General features: G+C 71.3%; 17 protein-coding genes. 8 read left to right on the top strand and 9 right to left on the bottom strand.

Annotation, left to right across the window (positions count from 1 at the left end; all coding sequences use genetic code 11):
* Positions 1–26: 26 nt before the first annotated feature.
* The 4 genes from kduI to K415_RS0109435 form a co-directional block, all read right to left on the bottom strand.
* Positions 27–866, bottom strand: a complete 840-nt coding sequence (gene kduI / locus K415_RS0109450) for a 5-dehydro-4-deoxy-D-glucuronate isomerase (protein ID WP_024286814.1) — start codon at positions 864–866, stop codon at positions 27–29.
* 139 nt (positions 867–1,005) lie between these two features.
* Complete coding sequence (locus tag K415_RS0109445; protein ID WP_024286813.1) at positions 1,006–2,316, bottom strand: TRAP transporter large permease; 1,311 nt, start codon at positions 2,314–2,316, stop codon at positions 1,006–1,008.
* Between the two features lie 14 nt (positions 2,317–2,330).
* Entirely contained in the window at positions 2,331–2,834 is a 504-nt protein-coding gene (locus tag K415_RS0109440; protein ID WP_024286812.1) for a TRAP transporter small permease, read from the bottom strand.
* A gap of 31 nt (positions 2,835–2,865) precedes the next feature.
* Positions 2,866–3,921 carry a TRAP transporter substrate-binding protein gene (locus K415_RS0109435; protein ID WP_024286811.1) on the bottom strand — a complete coding sequence of 352 codons (1,056 nt, stop codon included), beginning with the start codon at positions 3,919–3,921 and terminating at the stop codon, positions 2,866–2,868.
* A 275-nt stretch (positions 3,922–4,196) separates the two neighbouring features.
* On the opposite strand from K415_RS0109435, the gene K415_RS0109430 reads away from it, so the two are divergent.
* Positions 4,197–5,168, top strand: coding sequence for a DUF4862 family protein (locus tag K415_RS0109430; RefSeq protein WP_024286810.1), 972 nt, complete (start codon positions 4,197–4,199; stop codon positions 5,166–5,168).
* 3 nt (positions 5,169–5,171) lie between these two features.
* On the opposite strand, the gene K415_RS0109425 is transcribed toward K415_RS0109430, so the two are convergent.
* Entirely contained in the window at positions 5,172–6,227 is a 1,056-nt protein-coding gene (locus K415_RS0109425; protein ID WP_029663499.1) for a D-2-hydroxyacid dehydrogenase, read from the bottom strand.
* 309 nt (positions 6,228–6,536) lie between these two features.
* On the opposite strand from K415_RS0109425, the gene nhaA reads away from it, so the two are divergent.
* On the top strand, positions 6,537–7,907 hold the full coding sequence (gene nhaA / locus K415_RS0109420; RefSeq protein WP_024286808.1) for a Na+/H+ antiporter NhaA: 1,371 nt from the start codon (positions 6,537–6,539) through the stop codon (positions 7,905–7,907).
* Positions 7,908–7,961: 54 nt separating this feature from the next.
* The gene (locus K415_RS0109415) at positions 7,962–9,008 is read left to right on the top strand and encodes a LacI family DNA-binding transcriptional regulator (protein ID WP_024286807.1); all 1,047 of its coding nucleotides are present in this window, start codon (positions 7,962–7,964) and stop codon (positions 9,006–9,008) included.
* Here the strand turns inward: K415_RS0109415 and K415_RS0109410 are convergent.
* The 4 genes from K415_RS0109410 to K415_RS0109395 all read right to left on the bottom strand — a co-directional run bounded on the left by K415_RS0109410 (position 8,988) and on the right by K415_RS0109395 (position 13,815).
* Entirely contained in the window at positions 8,988–10,340 is a 1,353-nt protein-coding gene (locus K415_RS0109410; protein WP_029663497.1) for a Gfo/Idh/MocA family protein, read from the bottom strand. The two genes, K415_RS0109415 and K415_RS0109410, sit on opposite strands and share 21 nt — an antisense overlap.
* Positions 10,341–10,426: 86 nt before the next feature.
* The gene (locus tag K415_RS0109405; protein ID WP_029663496.1) at positions 10,427–11,812 is read right to left on the bottom strand and encodes an ABC transporter substrate-binding protein; all 1,386 of its coding nucleotides are present in this window, start codon (positions 11,810–11,812) and stop codon (positions 10,427–10,429) included.
* A 79-nt stretch (positions 11,813–11,891) separates the two neighbouring features.
* On the bottom strand, positions 11,892–12,881 hold the full coding sequence (locus tag K415_RS0109400) for a carbohydrate ABC transporter permease (RefSeq protein WP_024286805.1): 990 nt from the start codon (positions 12,879–12,881) through the stop codon (positions 11,892–11,894).
* Positions 12,874–13,815, bottom strand: a complete 942-nt coding sequence (locus tag K415_RS0109395) for a carbohydrate ABC transporter permease (protein WP_024286804.1) — start codon at positions 13,813–13,815, stop codon at positions 12,874–12,876. Before K415_RS0109395 ends, K415_RS0109400 begins: the two co-directional genes overlap by 8 nt.
* Positions 13,816–14,049: 234 nt before the next feature.
* Here K415_RS0109395 and K415_RS0109390 point away from each other — a divergent pair, with 234 nt between their 5' ends.
* From K415_RS0109390 to K415_RS0109370, 5 genes are all read left to right on the top strand, one after another.
* Complete coding sequence (locus tag K415_RS0109390; protein ID WP_034661161.1) at positions 14,050–15,288, top strand: Gfo/Idh/MocA family protein; 1,239 nt, start codon at positions 14,050–14,052, stop codon at positions 15,286–15,288.
* Positions 15,285–16,283, top strand: a complete 999-nt coding sequence (locus K415_RS0109385; RefSeq protein ID WP_197024702.1) for a PmoA family protein — start codon at positions 15,285–15,287, stop codon at positions 16,281–16,283. The genes K415_RS0109390 and K415_RS0109385 overlap by 4 nt, the downstream gene beginning before the upstream one ends.
* Before the next feature lie 117 nt (positions 16,284–16,400).
* A complete protein-coding gene (locus K415_RS0109380) occupies positions 16,401–17,381 on the top strand; it encodes a LacI family DNA-binding transcriptional regulator (protein WP_024286803.1) in 981 nt (326 codons plus the stop codon).
* Between the two features lie 176 nt (positions 17,382–17,557).
* Complete coding sequence (locus K415_RS0109375) at positions 17,558–18,721, top strand: Gfo/Idh/MocA family protein (protein ID WP_024286802.1); 1,164 nt, start codon at positions 17,558–17,560, stop codon at positions 18,719–18,721.
* Positions 18,718–19,692 (top strand): sugar phosphate isomerase/epimerase, encoded by a 975-nt coding sequence (locus tag K415_RS0109370; protein WP_024286801.1) that lies wholly within the window; start codon positions 18,718–18,720, stop codon positions 19,690–19,692. Before K415_RS0109375 ends, K415_RS0109370 begins: the two co-directional genes overlap by 4 nt.
* Positions 19,693–19,724: the final 32 nt, after the last annotated feature.

Raw genomic sequence — 19,724 nt, 5'->3', positions numbered from 1 at the left:
ACGCGGTGGTAGGGAGTGGTGCGGTCTCAGCGCATGTCGGCGATGGCGAAGCCGTCCATGTCGTCGAAGGACTGGTTCTCCCCCGCCATCGCCCAGACGAAGCTGTAGCTCGCCGAGCCGACGCCGGAGTGCACCGACCAGCTCGGGGAGATGACCGCCTCCTGGTCGGCGACCACGAGGTGCCGGGTCTCGGTCGGCTCACCCATGAGGTGGATGACGCGCGCGTCGGCCGGCAGGTCGAAGTAGAGGTACGCCTCCATGCGGCGGTCGTGCGTGTGCGCGGGCATGGTGTTCCACATGCTGCCCGGGTGCAGCGTCGTCACACCCATCACGACCTGGCAGCTCCGGACGCCGTTCTCGTGGATGTACTGGTTGAGCGTGCGGCGGTTCGACGTCAGCGCGTCACCGAGCTCGCGGATGTTCCCGGCGCCCGCCTCGACGAAGGTCGTGGGGTAGGCGGTGTGCGCGGGGGCCGAGACGAGGTAGAAGCGGGCGGGGCCGGCCTCGGTCCCGGCCTCGCTCGAGGCGAAGGTGACCTCCTGGGCGCCCCGACCGACGTACAGGCAGGACCCGTGGCCGACGTCGTAGGTGGTGCCGTCCGCCGTGATGGTGCCGCGACCGCCGACGTTGACGATCCCGCCCTCGCGGTGCTCGAAGAAGTGGTCGCTGCGGATCTCGGGGAACGTCGGCAGGGCGACGCCCGTCGTCACCGGCATGACGCCGACCAGGACGACCCGGTCGTGGTGGGTGTAGACCGCGTTCGCCTGGTCGGCGGCGAAGAGGCCGGGGACCAGGTAACGGGCTCGCAGCTCGGCGGTGTCCATCCCGGGCAGGTGCTCCGGGCTGGTCGCGTAACGCTGTTCCATGTCAGGCCTCTCCGACGTCGGTGGTGCGGTTGAGCGGTGCTTCATGCGGCAGCCCCCTAGTAATACTGTGCAGATCCGGCCGGCGGTGGCCGCCGTCCGGGTGTCGGCCGACCCGTCACCGGGCCGGCCGGCACCACGGTCAGGGCGTGACCAGCCCGAGCTGCGTCGGCAGCCACATCGACAGGGCCGGTGTGAAGATCACCATGATCAGCACGAGGATCAGGGCGCCGAAGAACGGCAGCAGCCTGCGGACGACGTCCTCGATCGAGATGTCCGCCACCTTCGCCCCGACGAACAGGATCGGACCCACGGGCGGGGTGATCGTCCCGATGGACAGGTTGAAGACCATCATGATCCCGAAGTGCACGGGGTGGATCCCCATGGCCATCACGATCGGCAGCAGGATCGGCGTGAAGATCAGCACCGCCGGCGTCGGGTCCATGAAGCACCCGAGGATCAGCAGGATGACCGCGATGAGCAGCAGGATGACGATCGGGTTGCTGCTCACCGAGAAGATCGCCTCCGACGCCATCGCCGGGATCCGCGCGAAGGACATCACGAAGCCCATGATCGACGAGACGCCCACCAGGAACATGACGACGGCCGTCGTGCGGGCCGCGTCCATGAGCATCGTCGGCAGCTGCCGGACCTTGATCGTCCGGTAGACGAAGGACAGCGCCAGCGAGTAGACGACAGCGATGTTCGAGCCCTCGGTCGGCGTGAAGAAGCCGAGCAGGATGCCGCCGATCACCACGACGATGAGCAGCAGTGCGGGCACCGCAGCCAGGAGCGTCTTGGCGCCCTGGGCGAAGCCGATCCGCTCGGTCACCTTGAGCTCGGGACGCTTGCGGGCGTACAGATACACGATGATCATGCACGCCGCGGCCCACATCGCCCCGGGGACGTACCCGGCGACGAACAGTGCGGCCACCGAGGTGCTCGAGACCAGCGAGTAGACGATCATCAGGTTGCTCGGCGGGATGATCATCCCGGACGGTGCGGACGCGATGTTGACCGCGGCCGAGAAGGACTTGTCGTAGCCCTCCTTGGCCTGGATCGGGCCGATCGTCGAACCGATCGCCGCGGCCGCCGCGACGCCGGAGCCGGAGACGGCCCCGAACAGCGCATTGGCGGCGATGTTGGTCTGGGCGAGCGAGCCCGGCATCCGGCCGACGAGCACCTTGGCGGCGTTGACCAGCCGGAGTGCTATCCCGCCTTGGTTCATGATCACGCCGGCGAGGACGAAGAACGGGATCGCCAGCAGGGGGAACGAGTTGATCCCCCGGAAGACCTGCTGCGCCGAGGTGAGCACGCCGTTCTCGACGCCGAGCGTGGTGAACATGGCGATCAGGGACGAGAGCCCGACCGCGATGCTGATCGGCGCGCCCATGATCAAGAAGAGGGCGATGCCGCCGAGCAGGATGAGTGCTGCGAGTGCTGCTGGATCCATGTGTCAGCCCTCCTTCACAGGACGTCCGGCTCGGCGTCCTCGACGGCGCTCTCAGCGCCGACGAGGATCCGGACCAGGTGGTAGACGGTGTAGAAGGCGATGAGGATCCCGGAGATGGGCAGCGCCAGGTAGAGCGGCCCGACGTTGGTCGGCAGCCCCGTCAGGTTCTGGTCCCAGGCCAGGTCGACCACGCGGAAGCCGCCCCAGATCAGGACGAGCCCGGTGAACGCCAGGATGGCGAGCTGGACGACCGCCGTGATGGCGATCTTGACCTTCTCGGGCAGCTTCTTGACGGCGAAGTCGACAGCGATGTGGCCGCGCTCACCGAAGACGAGCGCCGAACCGAAGAGGCCCAACCAGATGAACAGGTACTTCGCGAGCTCCTCGGACCAGCCACTGGGCTGGTCGAGGACCTGCCGTGCGAAGACCTGCCAGGTGACGTCGACCACGAGCACCGCGAACAGCGCCACGCACACCCACGTCAGCACGCGGTCGAGCACGTTCTTGACTGATGTCATGAGTTCGGACCTCTTCGGTTCGGGTGGCTGATCACTCAGCCGCGGCGCGGACCTGGTCGTAGATGGCGCGCGTGACGTCGGTCGTCAGCTTCGCCTCGGTGAGCGGGGAGATGGCCGCGGCGAAGGCCTCGGCGTCGACCTCGTTGAACGTGGCACCGGCCGCCTCGGCAGCAGCGATTCCCTCGGTGACCTGCTCCTTCCACAGCTCGGCCTCGCGCACGCGGGCCTCGGCGAGGAGCTCGGTGAAGATGTCCTGGGTCTCGGTGGACATCGCGTCCCACACGTCCGGGTTGATCATCAGGTAGTCCGGGAACATCAGGTGCCGCGTGTAGCTGTAGAACGGCGCGACCTCGGCGTGCTTGAGGTTCGAGTAGATGAGCTCGTTGTTCTCGCCGCCCTCGAGGATGCCGGACTGGATGGCGGTGTAGACCTCACCCTGACCCATCGGGGTCCCGGTGCCGCCCATCAGCGACATCATCTCGATGTTCGTGTCCGACTCGATGACGCGGATCTTCATGCCCGCGAGGTCCGCGGGGGTCACGATCGGCTTCTCGGAGTTGTAGACCGACCGGACGCCGCCGTGGAAGGCGGACAGGATCTTGATCCCCTGGTCCTCGAGCGAGGAGTACAGGTCGGAGACGATCGCCGGGTCGTTGGTGACAGCGCTCTGGTGCTCCGGGGAGTCGAAGACGAACGGCAGGTTGAAGACCACGAAGTCCGGGTTGAAGTTCTCCAGCAGCGGCCCGCCGACGTACGCCATCTCGATCGTGCCGGCCTGGACCAGCTCGATCGTCTCGCGCTGGGCACCGAGGGTCTCGTTCGGGAACACCTCGATGTCGTACGCACCGTCGGTCGCCTCGAACAGCTTGTCGCCGAGCTCGTCCATCACGATGTACTGCGGGTGGGTCTCGGGCTGGTTGAACGCCACCTTCATGACGAGCGTGTCGGCCGAGGCCTGGGGAGCCCCGGTCTCCTCGCCGGCAGCGGTCTGCTCGGTCACCGGGCTCGTGCCGGCGCTGCACGCGGTCAGCGCGAGCACCGATGCCCCGATCAGGGCGGTGATCGAAACGGCCTTGTTTCGCCTCATGGAAGGACTCCTCATTCGGCTCACGGGTGTGAGCACATCGGTACAACGGGGACGTGCAGCCAGTGCGTGGTGTCCCGCGCCCTGCTGGGCAACCGGAACGCTGCGTCGCGATCGAACTGACCGCGATGTCAGCGTAGCGTGGATGGAACTAAGTTCCGGTGTGCGGAACTCTAGCCAACGGATGCCCCCGTGTGTGGGACCTAGGTCCACGGGCGGGTCGATACCGTGTCGAGCCACAGGCCTCACGACCCGTGCCGCCGACGACCGGAGGAACCATGACGATCCCCGCGCTGCCGACGCCCGGACAGCCGCCCGCACCGAGCCCACTGCTCGGCGCCTACGCGATGGCTCCTGCCGATCCGACCGCGGCGGAGGCGTTCTACGCAGGCGTCGCGGGCCTCGACGTCGGCGGCCTCGAGCTGCCGCTCGGCCCGGCGGGCTCGGCGAACCTCGAGCCGGCCTGGTTCACCCGCAACGTCCAGCCGGACTGGGACCTGCTGGTGACCTGCATCCCGGCGGTCATGGGTCGGCTCGGCACCGATGCCGCCTACGGCCTGTCCTCATCAGACGCCGACGGCCGCCGCCACGCGCTCGACGACGTCGCACGGGCCCGGGACCTGGCGGTCCGGCTGGCCGACGAGCACGGCCGACGTCGCGTCGTGGCGATCCAGGTGCACAGCGCGCCCGGCCCGGGGCTCGCCTCGCTCGACGCGTTCACCCGGTCGCTCGAGGAGATCCTCGGCTGGGACCTGGCCGGCGCCGAGGCGCTCGTCGAGCACTGCGACGCACGCGTCCCGGGTCAGCCGGCGGCGAAGGGCTTCTGGTCCCTGGCCGACGAGATCGCGGCGATCGGTCGGGTCGGCCACGCCGGGCTGAGCATCAACTGGGGCCGGTCGGCGATCGAGGGCCGGAGCGCCGCCACTGCGCTCGAGCACGTGACGACAGCAGCCGGGGCGGGGCTGCTGCGCGCCGTCGTGCTCTCCGGGGCCACCGACGCGGCCACGCCCTGGGGCGCCCCGTGGGGTGACGCGCACATCCCGCCGCGCGGCGCCGACCCGGCCCTCGCCGCGTCCCACGCCTCGCTGCTCGGAGCGGCCGAGATCGCCGCGACGCTCGCCGCCGCCGGGCCGGAGCCGCTGGTCGCGGTCAAGGTCTCCGTGCGGCCGGCCGATGCCGACGTCGCCACCAGGCTCGCCGTCGCCCGGGCCGCGCTCGACCTCGTCGCGACCGCCCGCGCGGCGGGCTGACGGTCAGTCCAGGTCCGCCGGGTCGACCAGGTTGCGCAGCGGTTCGCCGTCGAGCAGCCGCCGGGCGTTGTCGGCTGTCAGCTCGGCGATCCGCCGGTCCTCGGCCGGGCTCAGCGCCGCGGTGTGCGGGCTGATCAGCACGTTCGGCAGGTCCCACAGCGGGCTGTCCGCCGGCAGCGGCTCGACCGCTGTGACGTCGAGGGCGGCGAACCCGACCGCGCCGTCGCGCAGCGCCGTCACGAGCGCGGGCTCGGCGATCACCGTGCCGCGGCCGACGTTGACGACGCTCGCCCCACGGCGGGCCGCGGCGAAGACCTCGGCGCCGACCAGGCCGGTCGTCGCCGCGGCACCTGGCAGGGTCACGACGATCGCGTCGACGCCCCGCGCGCCCTCGGCGAGCGCGTCGAGGCGGACCGTGCGCTCGACGCCCGGGACCTCGACGGCGCTCCGGTTCGCTCCGACCACCCGGGCGCCGAGTGCGCTGAGCAGCCGTGCGGTCTGCCGACCGATGCTGCCGAGGCCGACGACCAGGACGGTCTGCTCGTGCAGCTGACCCATCGCCCACCGGTCCGACCAGTCGTGGTCGCGCTGCTGGGCGATCAGCCGCGGCAGGCTCTTCGCACCTGCGAGCAGGCCGAAGACGGCGAACTCGGCCAGCGTCCCGGCGTGCACCCCGGCCGAGGTCGTGAAGCCGACCCGTGCGAGGTCGGCCTGCGACAGGCCGGCCGCGGCGACCTGGGACGCCCCACCGGCCGCCATCGTCTGAACCCACCGCAGCCGCGGGTTGGCGGCGACCGTCCGCGCCAGCGCGGCCGACGAGACGTCCGGGATGCCGTAGAGCGCGTCAGCCGAGTCGACCAGGGTGTCGAAGCACGCCTGCTTCTCGGGCGTCCGGCGCCAGGTCGGGTCGCCGCTGTGGTCCCCGGCATGCCGCATGGGCGGCAGCAGGCTGTGGTCGCGCACCAGCTCGACCCGCGGCTCGAGCTCCTCGAGCCGCACGCAGAGGTCCTCGTCGAGCGGTGTGGCGAGCACCATCCGTAGCCGCTGACCGTGGTCCATCGTGGCGTTCCCTCCGTCGGCGCGGCGGACACCGCAGGTCCAGTGCTACCGCACCGGGGCACCGACGTCACGCCCGGTCCAGGGCAGGGCACCGCAGGCCCGGGCCTCCGTCGAGGGTCGAGCCGTCGGATGCCGGGCCCTCGCGCATGCGTCGTGCACGCGCGACGCACGCGCCCGCGGATACCACCGGGGGACCCCGGGTCAATGGGGACGTCCGGGCCCCGGAGGCGCTCGGGACGTGGGCTACGGTTCACCGCGATGCGCCCGTCCACCGCAGTGCGGTGCATCCCGCTCCCACCTGAGGACGCCATGACCGACCGACCGACCAGCCCGTTCAGCCGTCTGACGCCCGGTGGCCGCCGCAACTTCGCCGACGACCTGCGTGCCGAGAACACCGGCGCGATCCTGCTCCTCGCCGGCGCCGTCATCGCTCTGACCTGGGCGAACTCACCCCTTCGGGACGGCTACACAGCGCTGAGCGAGATCGTCGTCGGTCCGAGCGCGCTGCACCTGGACCTGACCGTCGCGCAGTGGGCGACCGACGGCCTGCTGGCGATCTTCTTCTTCGTCGTAGGCCTCGAGCTCAAGCGCGAGATGGTCGACGGCCAGCTGCGACGGCCCGCCACCGCGATCGTCCCGATCCTCGCCGCCGTGGGTGGCATGGCCGCACCGGCAGCGATCTATGTGCTGATCAACGCGACCGGTTCGGGCGGCTCGATGGACGGCTGGGCCATCCCGGTCGCGACCGACATCGCGTTCGCGGTCGCCGTCCTGACCCTCTTCGGCAAGCGGTTGCCCACCGCGCTGCGCGCCTTCCTGCTCACGCTCGCGGTCGTCGACGACCTGCTCGGCATCGTGGTGATCGCGATCTTCTACGCCGACGGTCTCCAGTTCGCCTGGCTCGGCGCGGCCTTCGCGACGATCGCCGTCTTCGGCGTGCTGGTGCGCCGCCGCGGCATGACCGCGTGGGTGCTCATCCCGCTCGCGCTCGCGGCCTGGTACTGCATGCACGCGTCCGGCATCCACGCGACGATCGCCGGCGTCATGCTCGGCTTCACCGTGCCGGCCCTGGCCCGGCCCGGCGAACGACGGAGCGTCGCCGAGCGCTTCGAGCACCTGTGGCGGCCGGTCTCCGCCGGCCTGGCCGTGCCGGTCTTCGCGCTGTTCGCCGCGGGCGTGAGCATGAGCCCGGACGCCCTGGCCGGCGCCGCCCGGGATCCGGCAGCCCAGGGCGTCGCGCTCGGGCTCGTGCTGGGCAAGCCGATCGGCATCCTGCTCGCGACGCTCCTGCTCGTGAAGCTCACCAGAGCCACCCTCGACCGCTCGGTCACCTGGCCGGACCTGTTCGCCGTGACCGTCGTCGCCGGGGTCGGCTTCACCGTCTCTCTGCTGATCGGCGAGCTGTCCTTCGCCGAGACCTCGCCGCACAGCGAGCACGTCAAGGCCGCCGTCCTGATCGGGTCGCTCACGGCCGCCGCCCTCGGCGGAGCGCTGCTGACCTGGCGGACCCGGGTGCACACCCGGCTCGCGGACATCACGGCCGAGGACCTCGACCTGTCGGACGACCTCATCGAGGACGTCACGGCGGACCTCACAGCGGACCTCAAAGCGGAGCTCGCGCGCGAGCTGGCGCAGGACCTCGACGGCTTCGAGGAGGAGCTCGAGCCGGACGCACGGTAGCCGAATGCACCGCGGACGCGTCCTGCGCTGGGGGTAAGCCCTTACCCTGGTGCTGTGGCCGGACTCGTGACGTTGAGCCAGGTCGCCCGCGAGGCGGGCGTCTCTCTGGCCACGGCTTCGCGCGCGTTCAACGGGAGCGCCAACCGGACGGTGCGCGCCGACCTGCGTGACCGCGTGCTGGCCGCAGCCGAGAAGCTGCACTACTCCCCGGATGCGAACGCCCAGGCCATGGCCCGTGGCCGGACCATGTCGATCGGCCTGATCGTGCACGACATCGCCGACCCGTACTTCTCGTCGATCGCCTCCGGCGTGACGCTCGCGGCCGAACGCGCCGGCCTCGTCGTGACCCTGGCCAGCACCCAGCACGACCCCTCGCGCGAACCCGGGTTCGTCGAGGTCCTGACCAGCCAGCGCGCACGGGCGATCATCGTGGCCGGTGGTCGGCGCGACGACGAGACAGTGAACGACCGGATGCGCCGCGCCCTCGCGGACTACCGGCGCTCGGGCGGAGCGGTCGCCGTGATCGGACAGCCCCTGCTCTCGGTCGACACCGTCGTCGTGGCGAACACCAGCGGCGCCGCGGCACTAGCCCGCGCCCTGCACGCCCGGGGCTACCGCCGGTTCGCCGTCCTGGCCGGGCCGGACGACCACTTCACCGCGCGCGACCGGTTCACCGGCTTCGCCACGGCGCTCGCGGAGCTGGGTTGTCCGCTGCGCGAGCAGGATGCGATCGCCTGCGCGTTCACCCGGGACGGCGGCCACGAGGGGATGCACCGGCTGCTGCGCGGCGGCACCGACGTCGAGTGCGTCTTCGCCGTGAACGACGTCATGGCGGTCGGGGCGATGGCGGCCGTCCGCGAGACCGCCCGCACCGTGCCGGACGACATCGCGGTCGCGGGGTTCGACGACATCGTGACGCTGCGCGACATCACCCCGCCGTTGACCACGGTGCGGGTGCCGTTGGTCGACATCGGCATCGCCGCGACCGAGCTCGCCCTCGCGGCCCCGGCTGCCGAGCCGCGGCTCGTGCACGTGGAGGGCACCGTCGTGCTGCGCGCGTCCACGCCGGGGCGAGAGCCCTCAGATCAGGCCCAGCCGTAGGTCGGCCGTACGGACCGGCAGGCCCGTCTCGAGGGACGTGTTGGCGGCGATGCCCACGACGACCGACCGGACGCCGTCGAGCAGCCCGGCGGACCGTCCCCACGGGTCGTGGTCGGCACCCCGGAAGAGATCGTCGAGCATGCGTTCGTCGCCGCCACCGTGCGCCCCGGCCCCTTCGGGGATCTCGACCTCATGGGCACGGTCCCAGTGCCGCTGGACGACGAGCCGTCGGCCCCGGGGTCGCGCCACGTCCCCGCCGGGCCCGTCCGGCAGGTCGGCGACGCCCGGGTCGGTCACCGGACGCCCGTCGGCCCCGAGCAGGACGGCACCGCGCTCGACCACGTCCAGCTCGGCGCGGCCGAGGGTCCCGTTGATCGCGACCCGGTACCCCTCCCACGGGCTGTGCGCGTTGAGCGAGTACGTGAGGGTCGCCCCGCGGGCGTAGTCGACGATCACCGCGAGGTTGTCCTCGATCGTGATGCCCGACGTGAAGACGTCCCGGTCCCGCAGGTAGCCGTCGTGCACCTCGGCGTCGAGGTAGAGCGCGCGCAGCCTCGGGTCCGCGTGCAGGTCGAGCAGGAACGGGTCGGTCGACCCGGGCCGCTCCGAGCCACGGGCCGGGCGGCGGATCAGTCCACGGCGGCGCGCGTTGGCCGCGCCGTAGAAGCGCAACGCACCGCTCGCGTAGACCCTCGACGGGACGTCGGCCAGCCACCAGTTGACCAGGTCGAAGTGGTGGGCGGCCTTGTGCACCAGGAGGCCCCCGGACAGGTCCTTGCGGCGGTGCCAGCGCCGGAAGTAGTCGGCCCCGTGCACGGTGTCGAGCAGCCACTCGAAGTGCACCGAGGTCACCTCGCCGATCGCCCCGGACGCCACCACCTGCTTGAGGGCCAGGTTGCGTGGTGCGTAGCGGTGGTTGAGGGTCAGCACGATCGAGCGACCGGTTCGCTCGGTCGCCTCGACGATGCGCCGGCCGCCGGCCAGGTCGATCGTCATGGGCTTCTCGAGCACGACGTCGGCCCCGGCGCCCATGGCACGTGCCGTCTGCTCGGCGTGGGTGTGGTCAGGACTGGTGATGATCACGACGTCGACCTGCTCGACGTCCACCATCTTCTCGATCTGGTCCGGGACGTAGCGGGCCGGCCGGGACGCCCCGGGCACCGCGGCGACGAGCTCGTCGTAGTAGTCCATCCGGCCCGGGTTCGGCTCGCACCAGGCGACGAGCTCGCCGACGTCCGCATGCGGGCCGAGCAGCGCCTCGACGAACACCTGCGCGCGGTGCCCGGTACCGACCACGGCGTACCGCCGTCGGGCGTTGGCCCTGTCACCCACGCATGCTCCTCCTGATCGCACGGCCGGACACAGGTCGACGTCGCGCGTCGGTCCGGGCCCTGGCGGGGCCGGACCGACGCGGGTGGTCACTGACCGGTTGCGGTCTCGACCTCGGCGATGAACTGCTCCGCAGCCTCCTGCGGGGTCAGACGGTCGAAGAGCACCTCGGCGTTGATCCGCCGCGTGATCTCCGCGACCTGACCGGCACCGACGGGCGGCACCGGCAGACCGTCGACGATCTCGTCGTCGAGGTCGGACAGGAACTCCGCGGCCTGCTTGTCGACGGCGGAGAACTTGTCGGAGACCGCCGCGCGGATCTCGGTGTTCGCCGGCAGGCCGCGGTCGGAGAGCAGGATCTCGGCCGCCTCGGGGTCGTTGAGCAGGTAGTCGATGAGCAGGGCCGACGCCTCCGGGTACTCGGTGTCCGCAGCCATCGTGTAGAACATCGCCGGCTTGTAGTACATGCCGGTCCGTTCGAACTCGGACTCGCCGGGGTGGCGCAGCAGGGTGAGCTCGCGGCCCGAGGCGTTGGACACCGCCTCGAGCTGGTTGGTCCAGAAGAACGCCATCGCGCCCTTGTTGGTGCCGACCAGGGACTGCTCGGGTCCGCCTGCGTCGATCTCCACGGTTGCGGAGGCCGGCGGCGTGCCGCCCTGGTCGCGCAGCTGCAGCGAGATCTCCCACCATGCGGCGAGCGTGTCGGCGCTGAAGCCGAGCGAGCCGTCCTCGTTGTAGAGGGCCTCACCGTGCTGGCGGGCGAAGATCGCGAAGCCGGGCTCGTTGAAGCCGTAGTCCTGGGCGCCGTAGATCCCGTCCCCTGCGCTCGCACTGATCTGCGTCGCGATGTCGACGTAGTCCGCCCAGGTCCAGGTCGAGTCGTCGGGCATCTCCACCCCCGCGTCGGCGAAGACCTGTGGGTCGGCCATGATCGCGTAGGCGTTGACGCCGGTCGGGATGCCGTACTGGCCACCCTCCATCTGGCCGGAGGCGATGATCGACTCGTCGATCATCGACAGGTCGATCGCGTCCGGGTACTCGTTGAGGTCGGCCAGGACACCGCGCGAGGCGTAGTCGCGCAGGTACCGCTCCTCCTGGGTCATCACGTCCGGCGCGTCTCCGCCGGCGACGGTCGTGGCGAGCTTGTCCCAGTAGCCGCCCCAGTCGGTGAAGTCGCTGACGACCGTGATGTGCGGGTACTTCGCCATGAAGTTGTCCAGCACCTCCTGGGTCAGCTCATGACGCGTGTCGGAGCCCCACCAGGAGAACTTGATGGTGGCCTCCTCCGGCTCCTGCTCGGCGGCTGCCGTCTGGTCACCGCCCGCCGGAGCGGGTGTCTGTTCGGGGTCGCTCTCACCGCCGGCACAGGCGGTCAGGGCCAGGCCGGCGGCGACGGCGACGGCGACCGCAGCGAGTCGGGAGGTGCGGCGTGCTCCCCGCACTGAGGGTGTCGAGGTGCGCATGCGGTGGGACATCGTGCTCCTTGCGGTTGAGGGTCGATGCTTCAGCGGTGCCGTCCATGGCGGTGGTGCGGTCGTGCGTCGACGACGTCGATCACTTGATCCCGGTGGTGGCGATGCCCTTGACCAGGTACTTCTGGCCGAACAGGAAGACCAGGAAGACCGGGACCAGCGACACGATCGACATCGCGAACAAGGGGCCCCACGAGCTCTCCCCGGTCGAGTCGACGAACGTGCGCAGGGCGACCGGGACGGTGTACATGTCCGGGTTGGTCAGGAAGATCAGCTGGCTGAAGAAGTCGTTCCAGGTCCAGATGAAGGTGAAGATCGCCGTCGTCGCCAGGGCCGGCGCGGACAGCGGCAGCATGATCTGGAGATAGATGCGCGCATGCCCTGCGCCGTCGAGCCTGGCCGCCTCGTCGAGCTCGCGCGGGATCCCGCGGAAGAACTGGACCATCAGGAAGATGAAGAAGGCGTCGGTGGCCAACAGCTTGGGCACGACCAGCGGCAGGTACGTGTTGATCCAGCCCAGCTGAGAGAACAGGACGTACTGCGGGACGATGATCACGTGGATCGGCAGCATGATCGACATGAGCATCACGCCGAACCACAGCGGCTTCCCCCGGAAGTTGAGCCGGGCAAACGCGTAGGCGGCCATCGAGCAGGAGATCAGGTTTCCCAGCACCGCTCCGGCCACGATGATCAGCGAGTTCAGCAGGTAGTGGCTGAACGGGTGCAGCAGAGCGTTCCAGCCCAAGGTGTAGTTGCTCAGGTCGATCTCGCTGGGGATCAGCGCGGGGTCGCGGAAGATCAGCGCCGTCGGCTTGAAGGAGCTCGAGAGCATCCACAGCAGCGGGTAGAGCATCACGAGCCCGCAGATGATCAGCATCAGATGCTTGAGCACCGACCTGACGCGTGCGGGCCAGGTCCGCCGGTGCCGCCGCGGCGGCGACTTCCGGCGCTGGGCCGGCGAGCCGACCGAGGGGGTGGCGGTCCGGCGTCGGGCGGTAGCGGTCGCCCGCACGCCCGAGCCGTCGGGGTCCGCGGGAAGGGGGGCCGTCTCGACGGCGTCGCGCTCAGTCATTGTAGAAGACCCAGTACCTCGAGAGCAGGAAGTTGACGGCGGTCAGCGCCGCGATGATCGTGAGCAACAGCCACGCCATCGCCGAGGCGTAGCCCATGTCGAAGGCCGCGAAGCCCCGTTGGTAGAGGTAGAGCGTGTAGAACATCGTCGAGTCGACCGGGCCGCCCGTGCCGCCGCTGACCACGAACGCCTGGGTGAACGACTGGAAGGCGTGGATGACCTGCAGCACCAGGTTGAAGAAGATGATCGGGGTGAGCAGCGGGAGGGTGATCGCCCGGAACTGGCGGAACCTGCCCGCGCCGTCGATCGACGCGGCCTCGTAGTACATCTCCGGGATCTGCCGCAGCCCGGCGAGGAAGATGATCATCGGCGCACCGAACGTCCAGACGTTCAGGATCACGAGGGTCCCGAGCGCGTAGTCCGGGTGCGAGACCCAGCCCTCGCCCTGGATGTCGAAGATCGCCAGACCCTGGTTGACCAGGCCGTTCGTGCCGAAGATCTGGCGCCACAGGATCGCGACCGCGACGCTGCTGCCGAGCAGGGACGGCAGGTAGTAGACCGATCGGTAGATCGCCAGCCCTCGCAGCCCGCGATCCAGCAGGAGCGCGAGACCGAGGGCGGCGCCGAGCTGGAGCGGCACCGAGACGAAGACGTAGGTGAACGTGACCCGCAGCGAGTTGTGCAGGCGGGCGTCCTCGAGCATCCGGCCGTAGTTGTCCAGCCCGATCCAGCCGGGCGGCTCCAGGAGGCTGTAGTCCGTGAAGGACAGGTACAGCGACGCGAGCACCGGGCCGACCGTGATCAGCACGAGCCCGATGAACCACGGAGCGAGGAAGACGAGAGCCGCCTTGTTGTCGCCCCGCTCGATCGGGCTCGGGGTGGGCCTGCCGCCCTTGGTCCGCCGCAGCTGGGTGAGCTCACCGACGACAGACATGGCGTCCTCGTCGGGTGTCGTACGGGGCCCGCGCGGCTGCCGCCGCGGATGGCCGGACGTCGGTCATGCGCACTCCTCGGTGATCGCCCTTGATGGACCGAGCTGGGGACTGGCGAAGGTGGAAAGCGCTATCCAACTTCTGATAGAACTGGATACCAGGCCTTCTGATGTGATGTCAACCACGCGAGCCCCGTTCCAGCAGCCCGGAACGGCCCAGACGAAGCGGAGCAGCACGTGACGAAACACCCGCGGCACGGTCCACCGGCACCGTCCGTCGCGCTGGTCGGGATCCACGGCCACGGGCGCTCGCACCTGGTCCGCATCCTCCGGTCCTGGACCGGTGGGGACCTGCGGCTCACGGCGCTCGTCGACCCCCGTCCACTCGGGCCCGACGCGGTCGACGAGGTCACGGCGGCCTCGGGCGCACCGACCCGCGACCTCGCCACCGATCTCGCCACCGTGCCGTGGTACCCGGATCTCGGCGCGATGCTGGCGGCGGGAGCCGCGCCGGACGTCGTGGTCCTGTGCACGCCCATCCACACCCACGGCCCGCTCGCCACCCGGGCCCTCCAGGCCGGCTGCGACGTGCTCCTGGAGAAGCCACCGGCGGCGTCGCTCGGCGAGCTCGACCGGCTCCTCGCAGCCGAGTCGGCGACCGGTCGCGTCGTCCAGGTCGGCTTCCAGACCTTCGGCTCGGCGGCCCTCGCCGCGATCGACGAGATCGTCGCGGCCGGTGAGATCGGCGAGCTGACCGGCGTCGGCGCGGTCGGGACCTGGGTCCGGACGACCGGCTACTGGACGCGCTCGTCCTGGACCGGACGACGCTCGCTCGGCGGGCGCCCGGTGGTCGACGGTGTCGTGACCAACCCGCTGGCGCATGCCGTCGTGACCGCGCTGCGCCTGGCCGGTGCCCGGACGGTCGACGACGTCGCCTCGGTCGACCTCGACCAGTACCGGGCCAACCCGATCGAGGTCGACGACACCTCGGTCGTCCGGGTCACCACGAGCCGCGGCATCCCGGTCACCGCGGCGCTGACGCTGTGTGCCGCGACGCAGACCACGCCGCACGTGACCGTGCAGGGCAGCCGGGGCCAGGTGGTTCTCGACTACTACGCCGACATCGTCGAGGTCACCGGTACGGCGGGCATCCGGACCATCACCGCCGGGCGCACCGACCTCCTGACGAACCTCCTTCGGCACCGCTCCGACCCGTCGGTGGCCCTGCTGTGCCCGCTGCGTGACACCGGCGCGTTCACCCGGGTGCTCGACGCGGTACGGGCGGGCCCCGATCCGACCAGGATCGATCCCGGGCACATCACGGCAGTGACCGACGACACGACGACGTCCGACGACGGCACCCACCTCGTGGTGCGGGACGTCGACCGGTGGTGTGCCCGCGCCGCCGCCGAGCACGCCACCTTCGCCGAGCTGGGCGCGCCATGGGCGCGGCCCGCGGCCGGGACCGCGGGATGAGCGCCACGACCCCGGCGGAGCACGCGCCGCCGGGCAAGACGCCCCCGTGGGACCCGGCACCGCACCGCGGCGAGCACGCTGATCTGCTGCGGGTCCAGGTGGGCGCGACCGAGGTGGCCAGGTATGTCGACGGCGCCGGCAGCCCGGCCTTCGACAGCCCTCGCCCGCACCTGCACCCGGTGCGGACCCGCACCGGGATCATCGTGACCGACGCGAGCCCGGCCGATCACACCTGGCACGCCGGGCTCGGGGTCGCGGTGCAGGACGTCGACGGCGCGAACCTGTGGGGCGGACGCACCTACCTGCCGGGACCGGGGTACACCTGGCGCCACGACCACGGTCACATCGAGCACCGCGAGTGGCTGCGGCGCGCACCGGGTGGTGTGCGCCACCGCCTCGCCTGGACCGGTCCGACCGGTGAGGTGCTGCTCGACGAGGTCCGCGAACTGCACTGGGCTCTGCTCGACGACGAGTCCTGGCGGCTGGAGGTCTCCTTCACCCTGACCCTGCCGGCCGCGCGCACGACCCCGGTCGAGCTCGGCAGCCCGGGCTCCCACGGCAGGCCGCTGGCCGGCTACGGCGGGATGCTCTGGCGACTGCCACCGTGCGACGACGTCGACCTGCGCACCCCGTCGGCCTGCGGCGAGGACGCCGTGCACGGCAGCCGGCCGGACGACGGCGCCCGGTGGCTGGCGTGGAGCGCGCGCGCCCGTCCGGCCGGGCCGAACGGGCAGGGCGGCGAGTTCACGGTCATGGTCGCACCGGTGGACGAGGCCACCGCGGCCGACCCGTGGTTCGTCCGGGTCCGCTCGTACCCCGCGATCGGCTCGGCCCTCGCGTGGTCGGCACCGGTCGAGGTCAGCCACGGCCGCCCGCTGCGCCGCGCCTTCACCTTCGTGGTCGCCGACGGGCGATGGCCGGACGACCGCGTCACCGGGGCCATGACGTCCACGCGTCCGGGTGCCACCTGGCCGACCCCACCGAGCGCCGCCTGAAACGCGGTGCCATCCATCGCGGTCCCTGGTGAAACGCGATGAGACGCAGTGGGATCTGGTTCACTGGCATCTCACGTACTGCTCCCGAACGTCCCCACCGACGCGGAAGGACCGCCCATGGTCACGTTGCGCGACGTCGCACGCGCCGCCGGTGTCTCGCCTGCGACAGCCTCCCGAGCCCTCGCGCAGCCAGGTCTCGTGACCGTCGACCGTCGCGAACGGGTCGAGCGCGTCGCGGCAGAGCTGGGCTATCGCCGACCGGGGACGGCGACCCACCCCGGCGGCGTCCTCGGACTCGTGGTGCCGGACATGGAGAACCCGTTCTTCGCCGGGATCGCCAAGGGCGTCCAGCTCCGGGCCCGGGCCGCCGGCCTGTCCGTCGTGGTCGCCGACTCCGACGAGGACCCCCGCATGGAGACCGAGATCCTGGCGCAGATGGCCACCCAGGTGGACGGGATCGTGCTCTGCTCGGCCCGGATGTCCGACCAGGCGCTCGCCAGGATGCCGAGCAGCCCGCAGATCGTCCTGGTCAACCGGGAGGCGGAGCACCTGCGGTCGGTGATCATCGAGAACGAGGACGGCATCCGGCAGGCGCTGGCCCACCTGCACGCGCTCGGGCACCGCCGCATCGCCTACGCCGGCGGGCAGTGGGGCTCGTGGTCGGACCGCGAGCGCAGACGCGGCCTCGAGCTCGCGGCTCACACCCTGCCCGACGTCGAGCTCATCCAGCTCGGGCACTTCCCGACCGTCTTCGCCGGTGGCGTCGCCGCCGCCGACCTCGTCGCCGCCAGCGGGGCGACGGCGGTGATCGCGCACAACGACCTCATGGCGCTCGGGATCCTCGACCGGCTCCGCTCGCGCGGGACCCTTGTGCCGCAGCAGGTGTCGGTCGTCGGCTTCGACGACGTGCCCGCCGCCACCCAGGTCTCCCCGACCCTGACGACCGTCTCGGTGCCGCTGCAGCTGCTCGCCCGGGCCGCGGTCGACGTGCTGCTCGAGCCGCACGGGCACGCACCGGACGACCCCGCAGCCGGGCGCACGCAGACCGTCCCGGTGTCGCTCGTCGTCCGGGACTCCACCGCGCCCGTCCCGGTCTGACCGCGCCGTCCTGCTCCGAGGACCCGCGCGACGAGAGTCGGCCACCCGGTGCGGACCCCTGCGCGACGAGAGTCGGCCACCCGGCGCGGACCCGCGACCTTGACGGGACCGGTGCTCCTTGCCTACGCTCGGAAAGCGCATTCCCGCACTCTCACCCGACCCGAACCGGAGAAACCATGGCGTCGACAGTCCTTCGTATCGCGATGAACGGGATCACCGGCCGGATGGGCTACCGGCAGCACCTCGTGCGGTCGATCCTCGCGATCCGCGATGCGGGCGGTGTCGAGCTGGCCGACGGCAGCCGCGTGCAGGTCGAGCCGATCCTGATCGGCCGCAACGAGGCCCGGGTGCGGGAGATCGCCGAGCGGCACGGGGTCGAGCACTGGAGCACCGACGTCGACGCGGTGCTCGGCGACCCGAGCGTGAGCATCTACTTCGATGCACAGGTCACCTCGAGGCGCGCCGCCGCGCTCACCGCCGCCATGAAGGCCGGCAAGCACATCTACACCGAGAAGCCGACGGCCGAGACCCTCGACCAGGCCGTCGAGCTCGCCCGGATCGCACGGGACGCGGGCATCACGGCCGGCGTCGTGCACGACAAGCTCTACCTTCCCGGCCTGGTCAAGCTCCGGCGGCTCGTGGACGAGGGCTTCTTCGGCCGGATCCTGTCCCTGCGCGGCGAGTTCGGCTACTGGGTCTTCGAGGGAGACGTCCAGCCCGCCCAGCGCCCCAGCTGGAACTACCGCGCCGAGGACGGCGGCGGGATGACCGTCGACATGTTCTGCCACTGGAGCTACGTGCTCGAGGGCATCCTCGGGACCGTCCGCGCCGTCACCGCCCGCACGACGACCCACATCCCGGTCCGCTGGGACGAGCACGGACGTCAGTACGACGCGACGGCCGACGACGCCGCGTACGGCATCTTCGATGTCGAGACCCCGGCGGGCGACCCCGTCATCGCGCAGATCAACTCCTCCTGGGCGGTCCGCGTCTACCGCGACGAGCTCGTCGAGTTCCAGGTGGACGGCACCCACGGGTCGGCCGTCGCCGGCCTGAACAAGTGCGTCGCCCAGCAGCGCGCCCACACGCCCATGCCGGTCTGGAACCCCGACCTCCCGGTGACCGACCGGTTCCGCGACCAGTGGCTCGACGTCCCCGCCAACGGCGAGCTCGGCAACGGCTTCCGACTCCAGTGGGAGGACTTCCTGCGCGACGTCGTCGCAGGCCGCGAGCACCGGTTCGGCCTCCTCTCGGCCGCTCGCGGCGTCCAGCTCGCCGAGCTCGGTCTGCGGTCCTCCGCGCAGGGTCGCCGGCTCGAGATCCCGGCGATCACGCTGTGAGCGCCGGCGCGCCGGTGCCGATCGCACCGCAGGGTGCACCGGCCGACGTGTCCCGTCTCTCCCTGAACACCGCGACGACCAAGGCCTGGACGCTGCGCGAGGCCGTCGACGGCGCCGCGCGTGCCGGGTTGCCGGCCGTCGGGCTCTGGCGTGACCGGGTCGCCGAGGCGGGCCTCCGCGAGGCCGCGCGGATCGTGGCCGATGCCGGGCTGCGTGTCTCGTCGCTGTGCCGCGGGGGCTTCCTCACGGCCGCCGACGACGCCGGGATCGCGGCGGCGCTCCAGGACAACCGGGCCGCGATCGTCGAGGCGGCGACCCTCGGCACCCACGAGCTGGTCTTCGTGGTCGGCGGCCTGCCGGCGGCGTCAGCACCCGGCGGCGGCGCACTGCCCTACCCGTCCCGCGCCGACCGCACTGCCCGGCACCCGCTCGCCGACCCGGCACGGGACCTGGTCGCGACCCGCCGGCGGGTCGCGGACCGGATCGCCGACCTGGTGCCCTTCGCCGCCGAGCACGACGTGCGGATCGTGCTCGAGCCGCTGCACCCCGTGTTCGCGGCGGACCGCGCCGTCATCTCGACGCTCGGCCAGGCCCTCGACCTGGCAGCGCCGTTCCCGGCCGACGTCGTCGGAGTCGTCGTCGACACGTACCACGTGTGGTGGGACCCGGACCTGGAGCGCCAGATCGCCCGGGCCGGTGCCGAGCGCCGGATCGCGTCGTACCAGGTGTGCGACTGGATCCTGCCGCTGGCCGCCGACCCGCTGCTCTCGCGCGGGTACATGGGCGACGGGTACGTGGACTTCGCGACCATCACGCGGTGGGTCACCGCAGCGGGGTACCTCGGGGACGTCGAGGTCGAGATCTTCAACCAGGAGGTCTGGGACACCCCTGGCGACCAGGTCGTCGCCACCGTCGCCGCGCGCTACGCCCGGCACGTCCAGCCCCACCTGGCCCCGTCGCCTCAGGGCTGAGCGATCGCCTCAGGGTCGAGCGAGCGCCTCAG

Source organism: Cellulomonas sp. KRMCY2, from assembly GCF_000526515.1.
GTDB lineage: Bacteria > Actinomycetota > Actinomycetes > Actinomycetales > Cellulomonadaceae > Actinotalea.
Note: the sequence above shows the minus strand (reverse complement) of the source record. Positions and strands in the feature narration are given on the sequence as shown.